Origin of the sequence: Bordetella genomosp. 5 (assembly GCF_002261475.1) — a bacterium.
In the GTDB taxonomy this organism is placed as follows: Bacteria; Pseudomonadota; Gammaproteobacteria; order Burkholderiales; family Burkholderiaceae_B; genus Bordetella.
On the sequence record NZ_NEVN01000005.1, the window covers coordinates 190,047 to 204,997 of the forward strand.

The 14,951-nt window shown below is 68.5% G+C and carries 18 protein-coding genes; 8 read left to right on the forward strand and 10 right to left on the reverse strand.

Translation table 11 applies throughout. The features are described 5' to 3' along the window. Window positions 1–30 precede the first annotated feature (30 nt). Window positions 31–246, forward strand: a complete 216-nt coding sequence (locus CEK29_RS10960; RefSeq protein ID WP_056325532.1) for a TOBE domain-containing protein — start codon at window positions 31–33, stop codon at window positions 244–246. 20 nt (window positions 247–266) lie between these two features. On the opposite strand, the gene CEK29_RS10965 is transcribed toward CEK29_RS10960, so the two are convergent. From CEK29_RS10965 to CEK29_RS10975, 3 genes are read right to left on the reverse strand one after another with little or no spacing between them, the layout of a single operon-like run. After that, window positions 267–794 (reverse strand): DsbA family protein, encoded by a 528-nt coding sequence (locus CEK29_RS10965; protein WP_094799774.1) that lies wholly within the window; start codon window positions 792–794, stop codon window positions 267–269. After that, the gene (locus tag CEK29_RS10970) at window positions 791–1,330 is read right to left on the reverse strand and encodes a redoxin domain-containing protein (protein WP_094799775.1); all 540 of its coding nucleotides are present in this window, start codon (window positions 1,328–1,330) and stop codon (window positions 791–793) included. The genes CEK29_RS10965 and CEK29_RS10970 overlap by 4 nt, the downstream gene beginning before the upstream one ends. A 27-nt stretch (window positions 1,331–1,357) precedes the next feature. Next, a complete protein-coding gene (locus CEK29_RS10975) occupies window positions 1,358–1,876 on the reverse strand; it encodes a Dps family protein (RefSeq protein WP_094858094.1) in 519 nt (172 codons plus the stop codon). 260 nt (window positions 1,877–2,136) lie between these two features. Here CEK29_RS10975 and CEK29_RS10980 point away from each other — a divergent pair, with 260 nt between their 5' ends. The 4 genes from CEK29_RS10980 to CEK29_RS10995 all read left to right on the forward strand — a co-directional run bounded on the left by CEK29_RS10980 (window position 2,137) and on the right by CEK29_RS10995 (window position 6,276). Next, window positions 2,137–4,089: a PAS domain-containing sensor histidine kinase gene (locus CEK29_RS10980; protein ID WP_217903875.1), complete on the forward strand. Its 1,953-nt coding sequence runs from the start codon at window positions 2,137–2,139 to the stop codon at window positions 4,087–4,089. Then, entirely contained in the window at window positions 4,086–4,745 is a 660-nt protein-coding gene (locus CEK29_RS10985; protein ID WP_094858095.1) for a response regulator transcription factor, read from the forward strand. Before CEK29_RS10980 ends, CEK29_RS10985 begins: the two co-directional genes overlap by 4 nt. A 115-nt stretch (window positions 4,746–4,860) precedes the next feature. Continuing rightward, window positions 4,861–5,226, forward strand: coding sequence for a response regulator transcription factor (locus CEK29_RS10990; RefSeq protein ID WP_094799778.1), 366 nt, complete (start codon window positions 4,861–4,863; stop codon window positions 5,224–5,226). Between the two features lie 213 nt (window positions 5,227–5,439). Continuing rightward, entirely contained in the window at window positions 5,440–6,276 is an 837-nt protein-coding gene (locus CEK29_RS10995) for an alpha/beta fold hydrolase (protein WP_094799779.1), read from the forward strand. Between the two features lie 99 nt (window positions 6,277–6,375). On the opposite strand, the gene CEK29_RS11000 is transcribed toward CEK29_RS10995, so the two are convergent. Next, complete coding sequence (locus CEK29_RS11000) at window positions 6,376–7,320, reverse strand: SDR family oxidoreductase (protein ID WP_255176131.1); 945 nt, start codon at window positions 7,318–7,320, stop codon at window positions 6,376–6,378. Window positions 7,321–7,392: 72 nt separating this feature from the next. Further along, window positions 7,393–8,724, reverse strand: coding sequence for an NTP/NDP exchange transporter (locus CEK29_RS11005; RefSeq protein WP_094858096.1), 1,332 nt, complete (start codon window positions 8,722–8,724; stop codon window positions 7,393–7,395). Window positions 8,725–8,910: 186 nt separating this feature from the next. Between CEK29_RS11005 and CEK29_RS11010 the strand changes: the two genes are divergently transcribed. Together CEK29_RS11010 and CEK29_RS11015 are read left to right on the forward strand one after the other, a co-directional pair. After that, a complete protein-coding gene (locus tag CEK29_RS11010; RefSeq protein WP_094858097.1) occupies window positions 8,911–9,333 on the forward strand; it encodes a winged helix-turn-helix transcriptional regulator in 423 nt (140 codons plus the stop codon). 84 nt (window positions 9,334–9,417) lie between these two features. Then, a complete protein-coding gene (locus tag CEK29_RS11015; protein ID WP_094799782.1) occupies window positions 9,418–9,852 on the forward strand; it encodes a hypothetical protein in 435 nt (144 codons plus the stop codon). Window positions 9,853–9,921: 69 nt separating this feature from the next. Here the strand turns inward: CEK29_RS11015 and CEK29_RS11020 are convergent, their stop codons facing one another. Beyond that, window positions 9,922–10,557, reverse strand: a complete 636-nt coding sequence (locus CEK29_RS11020; RefSeq protein WP_094858098.1) for a helix-turn-helix domain-containing protein — start codon at window positions 10,555–10,557, stop codon at window positions 9,922–9,924. A 240-nt stretch (window positions 10,558–10,797) separates the two neighbouring features. Between CEK29_RS11020 and CEK29_RS24210 the strand changes: the two genes are divergently transcribed. Then, entirely contained in the window at window positions 10,798–11,172 is a 375-nt protein-coding gene (locus tag CEK29_RS24210) for a hypothetical protein (RefSeq protein WP_440588321.1), read from the forward strand. Between the two features lie 10 nt (window positions 11,173–11,182). On the opposite strand, the gene CEK29_RS11030 is transcribed toward CEK29_RS24210, so the two are convergent. The 4 genes from CEK29_RS11030 to CEK29_RS11045 are packed head-to-tail and all read right to left on the reverse strand — an operon-like array spanning window position 11,183 to window position 14,783. Then, window positions 11,183–11,992, reverse strand: a complete 810-nt coding sequence (locus CEK29_RS11030; protein ID WP_094858099.1) for an ABC transporter ATP-binding protein — start codon at window positions 11,990–11,992, stop codon at window positions 11,183–11,185. Between the two features lie 5 nt (window positions 11,993–11,997). Then, entirely contained in the window at window positions 11,998–12,504 is a 507-nt protein-coding gene (azu, locus tag CEK29_RS11035) for an azurin (RefSeq protein ID WP_094858100.1), read from the reverse strand. Window positions 12,505–12,543: 39 nt separating this feature from the next. Continuing rightward, window positions 12,544–13,611 carry a FecCD family ABC transporter permease gene (locus CEK29_RS11040; protein WP_094858191.1) on the reverse strand — a complete coding sequence of 356 codons (1,068 nt, stop codon included), beginning with the start codon at window positions 13,609–13,611 and terminating at the stop codon, window positions 12,544–12,546. A gap of 8 nt (window positions 13,612–13,619) precedes the next feature. Continuing rightward, entirely contained in the window at window positions 13,620–14,783 is a 1,164-nt protein-coding gene (locus tag CEK29_RS11045; RefSeq protein ID WP_094858192.1) for an ABC transporter substrate-binding protein, read from the reverse strand. Between the last annotated feature and the right edge of the window lie 168 nt (window positions 14,784–14,951).

Consider the following 14,951-nt stretch of genomic DNA (forward strand, 5'->3'; position numbering starts at 1 on the left):
TATCACTCTCATCCGCAACAGGAGTTACGCATGGCCATTCAATCCATCAACGCCCGCAACCAGTTTCGCGGCAAGATCCGCGAGATCGTGCTGGGCTCCGTCGTGTCCGAGGTGGACATCGACACGCCCGCCGGGATCGTCACGTCGGTAATCACGACGCGCTCGGTCAAGGAGCTGGACCTGCAGGTCGGCACGGAGGTGCTGGCCTTCGTGAAGGCGACGGAGGTGTCGGTGGCCAAGCTCTGACGCAAAGCGCGCCGGGTGGCCTACGCGCCGCGAGCCCGTGCGCGCAGAGCCTCGATCAGGCTGGCCGCGTCGCGCTCGCCGTCGTAGCGCGTGCCCTCGATAAAGAGGGTGGGCGTGCCATTGACCCCGCTGCGGATACCGCCCTGGAAGTCGCGCTGGATGCGTGCATCGTGCGCGCCGGCGAAGGCTTCGTCGAGCGCGGCGGGCGCGAGGCCGAGCGTGCGGCCATAGGCCAGCAGGTCGGGCAGCCGCAGCGCCTGCTGATTTTCATACAGCATGTCGTGGGCTTGCCAGAACTTGCCCTCGCGGGCAGCGGCCTCGGCAAACTGCGCCGCCATCACCGCGTGCGGGTGCAGCTCGGTGATCGGGAAGTTGCGAAACACGAAGCGCAGCTGGTCGCCCAGCGCGCGTTGCACTTCCTGGATGATCGGGTAGGCCTGGCCGCAATACGGACATTCGTAATCGCCATACTCCACCAGGGTGACCGGCGCGTCGGCCGGGCCCTGCGAGTGATCCTGGGCGTCGACGGGATAGATCAGGCGGCTCATGATTGCGCTCCGGAAGCGGGTTGAGAGGCGGGTTGAACGGCGGCTTGGGTAGCGGCGGCGCCGAGCGCGTCGAGCGCCTCGAAGATGCCGTCGGCACCCGGATTAATGCCGAGCGGGGACACGTAACTCCACCGGATCACGCCGCGGGCGTCGATCACGAACAGGGCCCGCTCGCAGATGCCTTCGGCCTCGCGGTACACCCCGTAGCTGCGGGCGACGGCGCCCTTGGGCTCGAAGTCGGCCAGCAGCGGAAAATGCAGATGCCGGTCGGCCGCGAATGCCGCGTGGCACCACACGCCGTCCACCGAAATGCCCACGAGTTGCGCGCCGGCGCGATGAAACTCCGGCAGCACTTCGTTGTAGAAGGCCATCTGGTCGCCGCACACCGGGCTCCAGTCGGCCGGGTAGAACGCCAGGATCAGCGGGCGACCGAGCAATTCATCCAGCGACACACGCTGGTCCGGGGTGGCGGGTAGCGAGAACGGCGGCGCGGCGGTGCCCGCGGGCAGGGCTGTCAGGGTTTGCGCATGCGACATGATGGGTTCCGGTGGACGTGGCGGGGTTCAGCGCGGCGCGCGGGTCGATTCGAACAGGAACCAGCTGCGGCGCTCGGCTTCGTCGATCCAGTTTTCGATCAGGCTGGCGGTGGCGACGTCGTTGTGGGCATCGCAGACCACGTGGGTAGCGCGCAGAAAGCCGGTGAGCTGGCGATTGTCGTCCGCGAGTTCGGCCAGCATGTCCTGCGGCGTCACGTACTCGGCGTCGTTGTCGAGCAGGCGCTGCAGGCGATGAATATGGCCGATCGAGCGCAGCGTGGTGCCGCCTACCTTGCGGGCCCGCTCGGCGATGGCGTCGGTGGTGGCGTAGATCTCGTCGCCCTGTTCGTCGAGCAGCAGGTGGTAATCGCGGAAGTGCGGGCCCGACATGTGCCAGTGGAAATTCTTGGTCTTCAGGTACAGCGCGAACACGTCGGCCAGCAGCGTGGTCAGCGCGGCGGAGATGTCGGCGGTGGCGTCTGCGCCCAGGTCGGTGGGGGTGCGCAGCGGGGCGCGCAGGCTGGCGGGAAGCGTGAGGTCGGTCATGACGAGCTCCATGCGGGTAGGGGAGAGGCCGGCAGGCGGTGCGGGTGCGACCGTCCGTCGGACCGGGCTGTGAGGGGGTGGTGCCCGATGGAAAACAGCTTATCGGCGCGCCGCGCCGGCATGAATCGGCTCATCGTTTTTCGCCGTCATACTTTGGTTTAGGCCACCATATGCTCGGGTGCGAGTGCGTTCGGCCCGGCGATGTCTGATAATGAGCGCGCCCGGGCCCCCACGGCGGCCCGCATCCTGGAGGTGCCTTCTTGTCCACGCCGCCTGTGCGGGCATCGCGCCCGACACCGATCCCTGGTGCGTTTGCCGCCGACCCCGTCGAAGCCGGCGCGTCTCCCGCCGTCTGGCGCGTGGGTGCCGGCCTGCTGGCGCTGGGCATCTTCCTCGTCGACACCTTCACGACCGTCGAAGGGGCGGTGGCGGTGCTGTACGTGCTGGTGGTGCTGATGGCGGCGCGCACCGCGCGCGGCCGCGACATCTGGCTTGCCGCGCTGGGCACGCTGCTCCTGACCCTGGTGGCCTACATCGACTCGCACGGATTGCGCCATGTCGGCGCGCCCACCGTGCGCGCCTTCGTGAGTCTGGCCGCCATCGCGATCGCGGGCGTGCTGGCGTTGCAGAACCAGCGCGCGACCCGTCGCCTCGCGGCCCAGGCGCGCCTGCTCGACCTGTCGCACGACATGATCTTCGTGCGGGATCGCCAGGGCGTGATCACGTTCTGGAACCGCACGGCCGAAGACATCTATGGCTGGCCCGCCCGCGAAGCCATCGGCCGCGTGGCCGATGAGTTGCTTCAGACCCGCTATGCGGAGCAGCGCGCGGCCATCGAGGTCGAGCTGATGCGGACCGGCCGCTGGGATGGCACCCTGCGGCAGGTCACGCGTACGGGGGCGACGCTGTCGCTTTCGAGCCGCTGGGTCGTGCAGTACGGCCCCGAAGGGCGGCCGCTCGCGGTCATGGAGACGCACACCGACGTGACGGACCGCGAGGCGGCGCACGCGGCGGTGGTGGCCAGCGAGCGCCGCTATCGGCGCATGTTCGATGCCAGCCGCATCGGCGTGGTCCAGGAAGACTGGTCCGCCGTGCCGGCCGAGCTGGCGCGTCTCGCGCCCGACGCCGATGGGCTCGCGCGCCACTTCGCCAGCCATCCCGAAGACGTGCGGCGCATCCGCTGCTGCGTGCGCATCGATGACGTGAATCCGGCGTTCGAGGCCATGACCGGACGTCTCGAGCGCAACGCGCCGCACAGCGTGGACGACGTGCTGAGCCCGGGCGATCGCAGCTTCGCCGACGCGCTCGTCGCCTTCGCGCGCGGCGAGCCGTTCCACGAGGGCGAGACCGACATGATCCGCGCCGACGGCACGCTGGTGCCGGTGCTGTTCACCATCACCTATCCCGCGGCCGACGATCCCGAAGGCTGCGTGCTGGTCTTCGTGGTGGACAACACGGACCGCAAGCAGGCCCACGACGCATTGCTGCAGGCCCAGGCCGAGATCGCGCACGCCGCGCGCGTGGCGACGCTCGGCGAGCTGACGGCGTCGATCGCGCACGAGGTCAACCAGCCGCTGATGGCGGTGGCCACCAGCAGCGACGCCGGCATGCGCTGGCTCAGGCGGGATCCGCCCGACCTGCACGAGGTCGAGACGGCGCTGGCCCGCATCGGGGCGGAGGCGCGTCGCGCCTCCGAGATCGTCAAGCGGGTGCAGGCCTTTCTGCGCAAGGCGCCGGTGCAGCACGATGCGCTCGCGCCGGCCGCCATCATCGAAGAGGCCGCCCGCCTGGTGGCGCACGAGCTCTCGCGCGAGCGGGTGGAGCTGCGGCTGGACATCACGGCCGGCCTGCCGGAGATCCTCGGCGATCGCATCCAGTTGCAGCAGGTCCTGGTGAACCTGATGGTCAACGCGTGTCAGGCGATGGCGGAGCAGCCGGGCCCGCGCGCGCTGTCGATCACCGCCTCACAGCAGGCGCCGGACCAGGTCGCCATTGTGCTGCGCGATACCGGCCCCGGCATCGCCGCGGCCGACCGCGAACGGCTGTTCGATCCTTTCTTCACGACCAAGCCCACCGGCATGGGAATGGGGCTGGCCATCTGCCGCACGACCATCCAGGCGCATGGCGGCACGCTCACGCTCGCCGACACCGACGGTCCGGGCGCCGTCTTTCATCTCACGCTGGCCGTGGCGCACGCTGGAGCTCACGCATGAATCGTCCTTTCTCTTCCGTGCCGCCGGGCCAGACCGTGCCCGCCCGCGAGCCGCTCGTGATCATCGTCGACGACGAGGCGCCGGTGCGCGATTCGCTCGACAGCCTGTTCCGCTCGGTCGGGTTGCGCACGCAACTGCACGCCGCGCCGGCCGAGCTGCTGCAATCGAAAATGCCGGACACCCCGGGCTGCATCGTGCTGGACGTGCGTCTGCCGGGCATCAGCGGCCTCGATTTTCAGGCGCAGCTGGCGGCCCATGGCATGGACCTGCCGATCGTCTTCATGACCGGACATGGCGACATCCCCATGACGGTGAAGGCGATGAAGGCGGGGGCGGTGGATTTTCTGGCCAAGCCGTTCCGCGAGCAGGACATGCTGGACGCGGTCACCACCGCCATCGAGCGCGACACCGAGCGACGCGCCGAATCGGCCGCGCTGCGCGGGCTGAAGGCCGCCTACGAGACGCTCACGGCGCGCGAGCGCGAAGTCATGGGCCATGTGGTCTCGGGGCTGATGAACAAGCAGGTGGCGGGCTTGATCGGTCTGAGCGAGATCACCGTGAAGATCCATCGGGGCAACGTCATGCGCAAGATGGGCGTGCGGTCGCTGGCGGATTTGGTGCGGCAGGCCCACGCGCTGGGCATTTCGCCCCGCTGAGCCGAAACGCCGGCAAACCTCTGTATGATTTTCCTTATGGTCAATAAGGTTCATAACGGAGACTGCCGCGTTTCGATGCACGCTCGTGCTGACCGCGGCCCGAAGGATTTCGTATATGAATCACGTTCCCACGATAGCGATCGTCGATGACGACGATGGGGTCCGCACCTCGCTGTCCAGCCTGATCCGTTCGCTCGGCTATCGCGTGCGCGCCTATGCGTCGGCGCCCGCGTTTCTGGCCAGTCTCGACGAAGGCTATCCCGACTGTCTGGTGTCGGACATCCAGATGGCGCCCATGACCGGCGAAGCGTTGCAGGCGGCCCTGATCGCCGCCGATTGCCGCTTCCCGATGATCTTCATGACAGCGTTTTCCACCGAGGCCATCCGATCGCGCATGCTCGCCAGCGGCGCGCGCGCCTGGCTCGAGAAGCCGGTCGACGGCGACATCATGGCGCGCTGTCTGGCCGACGCGCTCGACTGAATCACGACGCCGGCCCGGGTTACATGTGCTTGCCGAAGCCCCGTTTTCTTTTCGCGGTGTTTCATCGTCGCGTGCATGACACGCCATCGCCGCGCTGCTATACATACGTTGGTATGGCGCTCCGACCCCACGGTAGGATTTCGCGACGGCGCCGGTTTCCCTAATCTTGTCTTGCGGTCCTCTTCCACTCACACCCCCCGGAGCAACCAGACCATGAGCACGATCACCACGAAAGACGGCGTCGAGATTTTCTTCAAAGATTGGGGCCCCAAGTCGGCCCAACCCATTGTGTTTCACCACGGTTGGCCGCTCTCCAGCGACGACTGGGACGCCCAGATGCTGTTCTTCGTGAACAAGGGTTTTCGTGTCGTGGCGCACGACCGCCGCGGCCACGGCCGCTCGGCGCAGGTGAGCGATGGCCATGACATGGACCACTACGCCGCCGACGCGGCCGCCGTGGCCGAGCATCTGGACCTGCGCAATGCCGTGCACATCGGTCACTCGACCGGTGGCGGCGAAGTGGCGCGCTACGTGGCCCGGCATGGCCAACCGCAGGGCCGCGTGGCCAAGGCGGTGCTGGTGAGCGCGGTGCCCCCGCTCATGCTCAAGACCGACAGCAACCCCAACGGCACGCCGCTGGAGGTGTTCGACGGCTTCCGCGCCGCGCTGGCCGCCAATCGTGCGGATTTCTTCCACGAAGTGGCCGCCGGCCCGTTCTACGGCTTCAACCGTCCGGGCGCCAAGGTCATCGAACCGGTGATTCAGAACTGGTGGCGTCAGGGCATGAACGGCAGCGCCAAGGCGCACTACGAAGGCATCAAGGCCTTCTCCGAGACCGACCAGACCGAAGACCTCAAGGCCATCGAAGTGCCCACGCTGGTGATGCATGGCGACGACGACCAGGTCGTGCCGATCGATGCCGCGTCGCGTCTGGCCGTCAAGCTGCTGAAGAACGGCACGCTCAAGGTCTACGAGGGCTATTCGCACGGCATGCTCACCATCAACGCCGACGTGCTCAACGCCGACCTGCTGGCCTTCATCAAGGGCTGAAGCGGATTCTCCTCGCGCGCGTGGCGGGCAGCCGGTTCCCGGTGACCCCACGTGACGCCGGCATGAACGAGGGCGCCTCATCGAGGCGCCCTCGTTGCGTTAGCGCGGCACAGCCGCGTTGATCCGGGCGAAGGCCTCGGCGTGGCGATTCTCGCGTTCGGCGTAGCGCTGGAAGTGGGCACGCTGCACCACGATCTCGTCGGGCACGGGCTGCTGCTGGAACAGCGCCATGACTTCCTCCATGAAGGCGTTCAGCGGCAGAAAGCCCTCACGCACCGACTGACCCGGCGTGAGTTCGGTCTGCACGCCCGGCGGGATCAGCTCTATCACCCGCACCTGGCCTTTTAGTTGCTGCCGCAACGATTGGGTGTAGGAGTGAACCGCAGCCTTGGTGGCGCTGTAGATGGCGGCATCCGCGCGCGGCACGAAGGCCAGGCCGGACGAGACGTTTACCAGCGCCGCGCCCGGACGCGTCTTCAGATGTTCGATCAGGGCGTTGTTCATGCGGATCGGGCCGAGCAGATTGGTGGTGATCTGCGCCTGCGCGTCGCGCAGGTCGTGCTGGCTGCCCACGTCCTCGTAGCGCATGATGCCGGCGTTGTTGATCAGGACATTGAGCGCCGGATGCTCCGCCACGACGCGCCGTGCAAACGCGTCGATCGCCTGCGGATCATCGAGGTCGAGCGTGAGCGCCACCATCCGGTCGCGATCGCCGATGGTCTCGCGCAGCGGTTCGAGCCGTCGTCCCGTGATGATGACCGTGTTGCCGAGGGCATGGAAGCGTTGCGCGAGCTCGCGGCCGATGCCGGAGCCGCCGCCGGTGATGAGGATGGTGTTGCCGGTGGGGCGCAGCGCCGTGCCCTCGGAGGGGGCGGACGAGGCGGCCGCGTCACGTGCCGGCGCCGCGCTGTGGGCCTCGGCGCCGAACAGGCTGGCGGCCAGCAAGGTGGCGGCCGCCAGCATGCCGCGCGGCATTGCGGCGAGGCGGGCGGTCCAGGTGTCGTGGGGCAGAGAGGGGGATGCAAGCGAGGGAGAGAAGGTCATGCGGGTCTCCAGGACGGGGTGGGAAGGCGCCTCGACGTGCTCGCGGCGCCAGGGACACGAGTTGAGGGGCCTTCAGGCCGGCGTGCGGTCGGCTTCGAGCGCACGCTCGCGGCGGCCGAGAAACAGCCCGCAGCAGCCCCAGGCCAGCGCGAGCAGCGCGCCGACCACCATCGCCACGGCGGGGCTCTCGCTCAGAACGTCGATGGCGCGCTTGAGCCAGCCGCTCAGCGCGTCGCCGGCCCGATACACGACGGTGTCGATGAAACTCTTGGCCTTGTACTTTTGTTCGGCGGGCACGACCGTGTAGAGCATCTCGCGGCCCGGCCGCACCAGCGCGTACTCGCCCACGCGGCGCACCACCATCACGGCCACGAAGATCGCGAACAGCGGGGCGACGGCGAGCGCCAGCATGCCGAGCGCCATCACGAGCGGCACCGATACCAGCAGAACGCCGATCCCCATCCGCCGCGCCAGGCGCCCGGTGATCAGGGCCTGCACCAGCAGCGAGAGCGCCTGCACCGCGGCGTCGATCGTGCCGAACACCTGGGTCTGGGTAATGCGATCCGGGAAGTGCTCGGCCACCAGCCGGGCCTGTTCGAAATAGAGAAAGGTGTTGACGCTGGCGAGCAGCAGCACGAAGGCGGTGATGCCGAGCAGATACGGCGAGCGCAGCGTCAGGGTGGCGCCCGCGAACGGGTTGCCGCCCAGGGGCCGGCTGCGGCGCGCCGTCTCGGGCGCGGGCCTGCCGTCGGGCAGGGCCGGCAGGGGGTGGGCGTCGCGCCATCGATGCAGGGCCACGGCGCAGGCCGCGCTGGCACCCAGCATCAGGGCCGACAGCAGCAGCAGGCCCGCGTGTCCGAGCGGGCCGACCAGCAGGGTGCCGAGCACCGGTCCGGCCAGTCCGCCCACGCTCGCACCCGCGGCGACCAGCGCGAACGTGCGCTTGGCCTGGTCGGCGGCGAGCACGTCGGCCAGCACGCTCCAGGCCAAGGAGATCGCGAGCAGGTTGAACACCGACAGCCAGATATAGAAGGCCCGCATGGTCCAGAGCGAACCGGGCGCGACGGTGAACAGCGCGGCAAAGCCCGCCAGCATCAGTGCGCAGGCGCCGTAGAGCCAGGGCAGCAAGGTGCGGCGCGACACCTTGCCCGCCAGCCAGCCGAACAGCGGCAGCACGGCCAGCGTCGCCACGAAGGTGGCCGAGAACAACCACTGCAGATTGTTGACGCCGGCGGCGACGCCCATGGTTTCGCGCACGGGGCGCAGCATGAAGTAGGCCGTGAACAGCAGGAAGAACATGGCCATGCCGGCCGCGACGGCAAAGCGTTCGGGCGGTTCGATCGCAAGGATGCGTTCGACGAGACGCGGGGCAGGGGAAGCGGACGACGATGAGGAGGAGGACATGAGCGAGACCCTCGACGAGGGGGAGTTGCACGATGGCCGCCAGCTTAGGGTTGTACACTCTCCAATGGGAAGTAGGCACCTTTAAGTACTATACTTACCTGAAAGAGAGTAAAGGGTCTCTCCCGGGCGTCGTGCCCGGAAGCGGCCAATGGTGGGCGGCAGTCGCCCAGCGATGGAGGCAGGAAAATGCCGATCGACAAGGCCCGGCACCTCGAGGTGCGACGCAAGCTGGCACAGGAGCACAAGCCGGATCCGCGCGTGCAGGCGCTCGTCAACGACGTGATCGCACGCGTCGCCGACAAGTGGACGATGATCATCCTCGAAGTGCTCGCCGAGCACGGCGCGCTGCGGTTCACGCAACTGGCGCGCCAAGTGAGCGGAATCAGCCAGAAGATGCTGACGCAGACGCTGCGCGACATGGAGCGCGAAGGTCTGGTGCTGCGCACGGTCTATCCGGTGGTGCCGCCCAAGGTCGAGTATCAGCTGACCGACCTCGGCCTCGGGCTCGGCGAAGCCTTCTGCGGCGTGTGGGTGTGGGCTCAGCAGAATCTGAACACCATCGAAGGCTCGCGCGCGGCCTTCGATGCACGGGCGCGGAAAGACGCCTGAGTCTGGCGCGTGCGCGGTGCACGGGCGGGTTATGCTCCAGTCACCCGATGCCCACGCATCGTCAACCGTTTCGGAGCATCGCCCATGAGCCAGGAATTCGTGCTGGTCAAAACGCTGTACCCGCCCAAGTCGCTCGCCACCCTGCAGGAAGATCTCGACGCCACCGTCGACGACTACGCCGACCTCGCGGAGGCCCTGTTCCCGTCGCTGGATTGGGACGAAACGGACGACGCCGACCAGACCGGCGGCGAGATCGACCTCGACGAAGACGACAGCGATACGCTGGCCGAAACCGCGCACATCGAGATGCCCGGCCTGTCGATCGAGGTGCGCGCCGATGAGGGCGCGCTGGTGCTCGCCGTGCAAGGCGAAGGCGAGGCCTTGCAGTCCCTCGCCCGCGGCGTGGCCCACGCGGCCGCCGCCCAGGGTTACGCCATGATCGACGTCGAACGCAACGTGCTGGTGGCGTCCGACACGCCCGACCTCACCTACACCGCCTGGCGCAAGCAGGCCGGCTGAAGGCGCGACCACCCAGACACCGTGGCGCGCGTCAATGCGCTGCGGTGTAGCCCCAGGCGTTAGGGGTCATCAGGGCTTCCGAATCCAGCGCCGAGCCGGCGTGGCGAGCGCTGCCTTGAGCTCGTCGGCATGTGTGTCGGCGGCGAGCTCCTCGATCCTGTGCAGTGCGTCGTTGCGTGAATCATGCATCTTGCGCGCCATTTTCTCGACTTCCGCTAAGGGAATCCGACGGTGATTGGCAGCCGTGCGCTGCACGCCTTTAAACGCCCCTTGGTCGACCAGCTTGATGACGTAGGGGCGGCTGACATTGAGGTAATCAGCGGCTTGCTGGGTCGAGAGCATGCTCGGGCGGTTACCCGGCAGCGGGCGATCGGACAAGGGCCGCAGCTCGAAGATCACCGCGCTGGTATCGTCGGGCGCCGTCAGGGCCTTGAGGCTGAAGCGCCGGTCTGTGCCGCCAGGCTGGCGCAGGCGCACGGTGCGTTCTCGAGTGGGCGCGCTGGCCTCGCCAGGCGCGCCGGGCGCCGGGGCGGCGCGCTTGTTCTTGGGGGTTGGGACATAGGCGGGCATCGGCGCTTCCATCAGGGCCAGAACCGCGGTTTCCAGGGAAACCACCGGCAGCGGCGCGTAGGCGTCGTGCGGCTCCTTCCCTTTGGCGGTGGCGGGAGACGTAGAACGGGGGGAGACAGATTTACGGGAGACCATGGATCAGAGCGTAGATACATTCCCGAAAAATCGCAATTATCGAAACTTCGAAATTGGCCGAGCGTGTGGGTTTGGAGGATCAGGGGCGGCTGAGCTGCCCACCATTCCCCCCTGATCCGTCCAGCCGCGGCGGTCTGGCCGCGGCGCTTCACGGTCCGCATATCGTCATGCGGATCAAGTATTTTTCGGCGTATCGGCTGCCTGACAGAATCGCTCCATTCTTCACTCAAGGAACGATTCATGCAGGTTCGACGCGGATTTCTGAAGCTGGCCCTGCGCCAGGCACTGGCCGGCACGGCGCTGCTGACGATGGCCGCGTTCGCGGGCCCGGTGGCGCAGGCGGCGCAGACCAAGGATGGCAAGACGACCATCACGGTCGGCATCTCGGTAGGCTCGGCCGAAAAGATCTTCGATGTCGTGAAGCAGGTCGCCGCGCGCGACGGGCTCGAGATCGAGCTGATCAAGTTCAACGACTATCAGCTGCCCAACGAGTATCACGCGCTCGGGCTGACGCACTTCATCCTGTCGGGCCAGCCGCATGTCGAAGAGGCGTACTGGTTTGCCGAGGGGGCGGGCGCGGAGCTGCAACGCCGCGGCTTGTGGCAGCCCGCCTGAGGTTGAGCGATCAGGTCGGCTCGGCGACCAGGTCTTCGACATGCACGTGGCGCGCCTCGCCATCGCTCAGGATGCGGGCCTGCACGCCGTAGGCCTCGCGCAGGCGCGCCGGCACGATCACCTCCTGTGGCGTGCCGCGCGCGAGCAGCCTGCCGGCCTGCAGCAACAGCGCCTGATCGGTGTGATTCAGCGCCATGCCCAGGTCGTGCAGCACGATCACGGTCACCATGCCGCGCTCGCGGGTCTCACGCGCCAACAGGCGCATGACATGGAACTGGTAGTTCAGATCGAGCGCGGAGAGCGGCTCGTCGAGCAGCAGCAGGCGCGGCGCGCGGATCAGCGCCTGCGCCAGCCCGGTCATCTGCCGCTGCCCGCCCGAGAGCTCTGCCAGCGTGCGGTTCGCCAGCCCGGCGATGCCCAGACGGCCCAGCAGCGCGATGGCTTGCGCCAGCCGGTCCGATGCATCGGCGCCGGCGTTTGAGGGCGCGCTCGCGGCACCCGCCGCCAGCACCGATTCGAGCACCGTCATGTGCACGCCGGCGGGCAGGGTCTGCGGCATGTACATCGCGTGCTGCGCGCGTTGCGCGGGCCGCAGCCGGTCCAGCCGCAGATCGCCCAGCCAGACCGCGCCCGCACTCAGCGGCACCAGCCCGGCCATGGCCCGCAGCAGGGTGGACTTGCCGCTGCCGTTCGGACCGATCAGCGCCGTGACGGAGCCGGCCGCGAGCCCGGCGGCGTCGATGCCGTGCAGGACCTGACGGCGGCCGTAACCCGCCTGCACCCCCGTCAGAGACAGGCCGCTGGACGCGCACGTGCTCATGGGATTCAGCGCGCCAGTGCCAGCGTGCCGCGCATCATCTCGGCATGCGCGGGGAACGAGCAGTAGAACGTGTACGACTCGCCGGCCGCCAGACGGCTCACCGGGAACGTCACGGTCGCGGTCTCGCCGCCGCCCAGCATGGGCGTCTTGGCGAGCACGCGCGCGTCATTCGGCACGAGCCAATCGTCCTGCGGGCCGGCGCGCATGCCGTCGAGCATGACCTGGTCGATATCGGCGGTCTTGGTCAGCACCCAGTTGTGGCCGGCCTTTTCCTTGCTGTTCTTGCCCGTGTGGATCAGGCGCACCGTGAACTCGGTGCAGGTGGCGGGCACCACGATGTGACCGGGCTCGAACTTCTTGCCGGGCTGCCCTTGCACGTCGACGGCGCATCCTTGCGGCGTGGCCTGCGAGGTCTGAGCGGCCGGAGGGGCGGCGGGTGCCGCGTGCTCATGCGCCTGGGCCGTGGCGGCAAACAGAAAGGGCAGGGCGAGCAGGGCGAGGCGAGACGTCATTGCGGATTCCATGGTGAGGGAGGACATGAGGCCGGTGGCTCACTGCTTGCGCAGCGTGCGCACCACGATGGCCAGAAAGAAAGGGATGCCCACGAGCGAGGTCACGATCCCGACCGGGATCAGCGCGCCGGGCAGCAGCGTCTTGGACGCGATGGACGCGCCGGACAGAATCAGGGCGCCGGCCAGCGTGCTGCCCGGCAGGTAGAAGCGGTGGTCTTCGCCCAGCAGCATGCGCGCGATGTGAGGCGCCACCAGGCCCACGAAGCCGATCGTGCCGACGATCGACACGGCCAGCGCCGTGAGCGCGCTGACCCGCAGCAGGCTGACCATGCGCAGGCGTTTCAGGTCGACGCCCAGGCTGGCCGCGCGCTCTTCGCCCAGCCGCACCGCGGTGAGTTGCCAGGCGTCGCGCATCGACCACGGCAGCACGCAGGCGAGTGCCACGGCGAGCGCGGCGACGCTGCCCCAGCTGGCGCGCCCGAGGTTGCCCATGGTCCAGAACACGATGCCTTGCAGCGCCTCTTCCGAGGCCACGAACTGCAGCAGCATGATGAGCGCCTGGAACGAATACACGAGGGCGATGCCGAACAGCACCACGCCCAGCGTCGAGCCGCCGCGCCAGCGCGCCACGCGTTCGAGCAGTGCCACCGACAGCAGCGCGCTCACGAACGCGCACAGGGTCACGGTCCAGGCCGGCGGCAGGCCGGGCAGGCTGAAGTTGAGCGTGATCGCGGCCGCGGCGCCGAACGCCGCCGCCGCGGAGACGCCGAGCGTGAAGGGGCTGGCGAGCGGGTTGTTGAGCAGGGTCTGCATCTCGGCGCCGCCCCATCCGAGCGCGGCGCCCACCAGCACCGCCATCACCGCATAGGGCAGGCGGAAGTCCCACACGATCACGCGCATGCCGGGCGTGGCGGCATCGGGATGCACCAGCGTGCGCAGCAGGTCCGCCGCGCTCAGTCCGGCGGGCCCGCAGGCTATGTCGGCCAGCAGGCACAGCACCAGCGCGGCGGCGAACGCGCCGAGCCACACGCGGCGGCGGCGCTGCATGCGCAGATGGGTGCGCGCGATCTCCTGCGCCGGCGCGGGCAGGGCGGCGGTATGCGTCATGCCCATGCTCAGCGTGGCTGGGCCAGCGTGGTCCAGTAGGTGCCGTCGGCGGGCGCGCCGAGGAAGTCCGTGTGCAGCGTGCGCAGGTCGGCCTCGGGATCGATGCCGCGCGCGGCCGCTTCCTGCGGATGGAACCAGCGCGCCAACGCTTCGACGGCGAGGATGTTGTAGGGCGAGTTGTAGTACGCGTGCCAAAGACCGTGCGCACGGCCCGCCTGCACCGCCGTCAGATCCCGGATGCCGGGGCGTGCCGCCAGCACGGCCAGGCTGTCGAGGGCGGTGGCGGGGGCCACGCCGGGGCCGGCGAGCAGGCCGGGACGGCCGGGCTCGCTGCGGCTGCCGGTGGCCACATACACCTCCGGCTGCTGCGTGATCAGATACTCGAGGCTGACATCGCCGATGGCGCCGGGCACCACGCCCTTGGCGATATTGACGCCGCCGGCGGTCTCGACCATTTCGCCCAGGCCACCGCCGCCGGTGGTGTGGCAGCACGATGGCCACACGCCCGCCAGCAGCTCCACGAACACGCGCGGGCGCTTGCTCTCGGGCACGGCCGCGACCATATCCTGCACGCGTTTCACGCGCGGCTCATAGAAGTCGACATAGGCCTGCGCCTCGTTCTGGCGGTCGACCGCCGCGCCCAGGATCTTCATGCTGGCGGCGGTGTTCTGCAGCGGGTGCTGGCGGAAATCGATGAACACGACCGGAATGCCGGCCGCCTGCAGCGCCGACACCATCGGGCTGTTCTTGCCGGGGCCATGGCCCGCCAGGCCGAAGATGGCCACGTCGGGCTGCAGGTCGACGATGCGCTCAGGGCTCACGCTGTCTTCCGAGCTCTTGCCGATCAGCGGCACTTGCGCTGCGCGCGGGTAGGTGCGGGTGAGTTGCGACCAGGCGTAGGGATCCTGCTGCTTGAGCTCGCCTTGCCAACCCACGATGCGCGCGGTGGGATCGGCACGATCGAGCAGGGCCATGGCAAACACGAAGCGGCCTTCGCCCAGCAGAATGCGCTTGGGATGGTCGGGCACCTCGACCACGCGCCCGGCCAGGTCCGTCACCTGCCGGGCACCCGCGGCGCCCGGCAGCAGGGCGCCGAGCGCCAGCGCGGCGGTCAGCAGCACGCGGGGGCGCAGCACGGCATGGAGAAGGGCGCGGGGGCGGAGCTGGAACATCATCATCTCGTTTCGATAGGCGGGAAAATCCGCCGGACAGACGCGGTCCGGATTACCCAGGAAACGCGAATGGTTCTTATTGAAACGAGAGTTTGCGTGGGTTAATGTCAACGGAACGTTAAGACCGCCGGCCCTACAATCCGGTCCATCTCTCTTTGCCGTCCGTGG

What these genes read in the sequence shown, in the direction of transcription:
- CEK29_RS11030 (WP_094858099.1), bottom strand. Translation starts at nt 11,992, where the DNA reads ATGAGCACGTGCGCGTCCAGCGGCCTGTCTCTGACGGGGGTGCAGGCG.
- CEK29_RS10975 (WP_094858094.1), bottom strand. Translation starts at nt 1,876, where the DNA reads ATGACCGACCTCACGCTTCCCGCCAGCCTGCGCGCCCCGCTGCGCACC.
- CEK29_RS10985 (WP_094858095.1), top strand. Translation starts at nt 4,086, where the DNA reads ATGAATCGTCCTTTCTCTTCCGTGCCGCCGGGCCAGACCGTGCCCGCC.
- CEK29_RS10995 (WP_094799779.1), top strand. Translation starts at nt 5,440, where the DNA reads ATGAGCACGATCACCACGAAAGACGGCGTCGAGATTTTCTTCAAAGAT.
- azu (WP_094858100.1), bottom strand. Translation starts at nt 12,504, where the DNA reads ATGACGTCTCGCCTCGCCCTGCTCGCCCTGCCCTTTCTGTTTGCCGCC.
- CEK29_RS11040 (WP_094858191.1), bottom strand. Translation starts at nt 13,611, where the DNA reads ATGACGCATACCGCCGCCCTGCCCGCGCCGGCGCAGGAGATCGCGCGC.
- CEK29_RS10970 (WP_094799775.1), bottom strand. Translation starts at nt 1,330, where the DNA reads ATGTCGCATGCGCAAACCCTGACAGCCCTGCCCGCGGGCACCGCCGCG.
- CEK29_RS11015 (WP_094799782.1), top strand. Translation starts at nt 9,418, where the DNA reads ATGAGCCAGGAATTCGTGCTGGTCAAAACGCTGTACCCGCCCAAGTCG.
- CEK29_RS10960 (WP_056325532.1), top strand. Translation starts at nt 31, where the DNA reads ATGGCCATTCAATCCATCAACGCCCGCAACCAGTTTCGCGGCAAGATC.
- CEK29_RS11020 (WP_094858098.1), bottom strand. Translation starts at nt 10,557, where the DNA reads ATGGTCTCCCGTAAATCTGTCTCCCCCCGTTCTACGTCTCCCGCCACC.
- CEK29_RS11010 (WP_094858097.1), top strand. Translation starts at nt 8,911, where the DNA reads ATGCCGATCGACAAGGCCCGGCACCTCGAGGTGCGACGCAAGCTGGCA.
- CEK29_RS24210 (WP_440588321.1), top strand. Translation starts at nt 10,798, where the DNA reads ATGCAGGTTCGACGCGGATTTCTGAAGCTGGCCCTGCGCCAGGCACTG.
- CEK29_RS10965 (WP_094799774.1), bottom strand. Translation starts at nt 794, where the DNA reads ATGAGCCGCCTGATCTATCCCGTCGACGCCCAGGATCACTCGCAGGGC.
- CEK29_RS10990 (WP_094799778.1), top strand. Translation starts at nt 4,861, where the DNA reads ATGAATCACGTTCCCACGATAGCGATCGTCGATGACGACGATGGGGTC.
- CEK29_RS11045 (WP_094858192.1), bottom strand. Translation starts at nt 14,783, where the DNA reads ATGTTCCAGCTCCGCCCCCGCGCCCTTCTCCATGCCGTGCTGCGCCCC.
- CEK29_RS11005 (WP_094858096.1), bottom strand. Translation starts at nt 8,724, where the DNA reads ATGTCCTCCTCCTCATCGTCGTCCGCTTCCCCTGCCCCGCGTCTCGTC.
- CEK29_RS11000 (WP_255176131.1), bottom strand. Translation starts at nt 7,320, where the DNA reads ATGACCTTCTCTCCCTCGCTTGCATCCCCCTCTCTGCCCCACGACACC.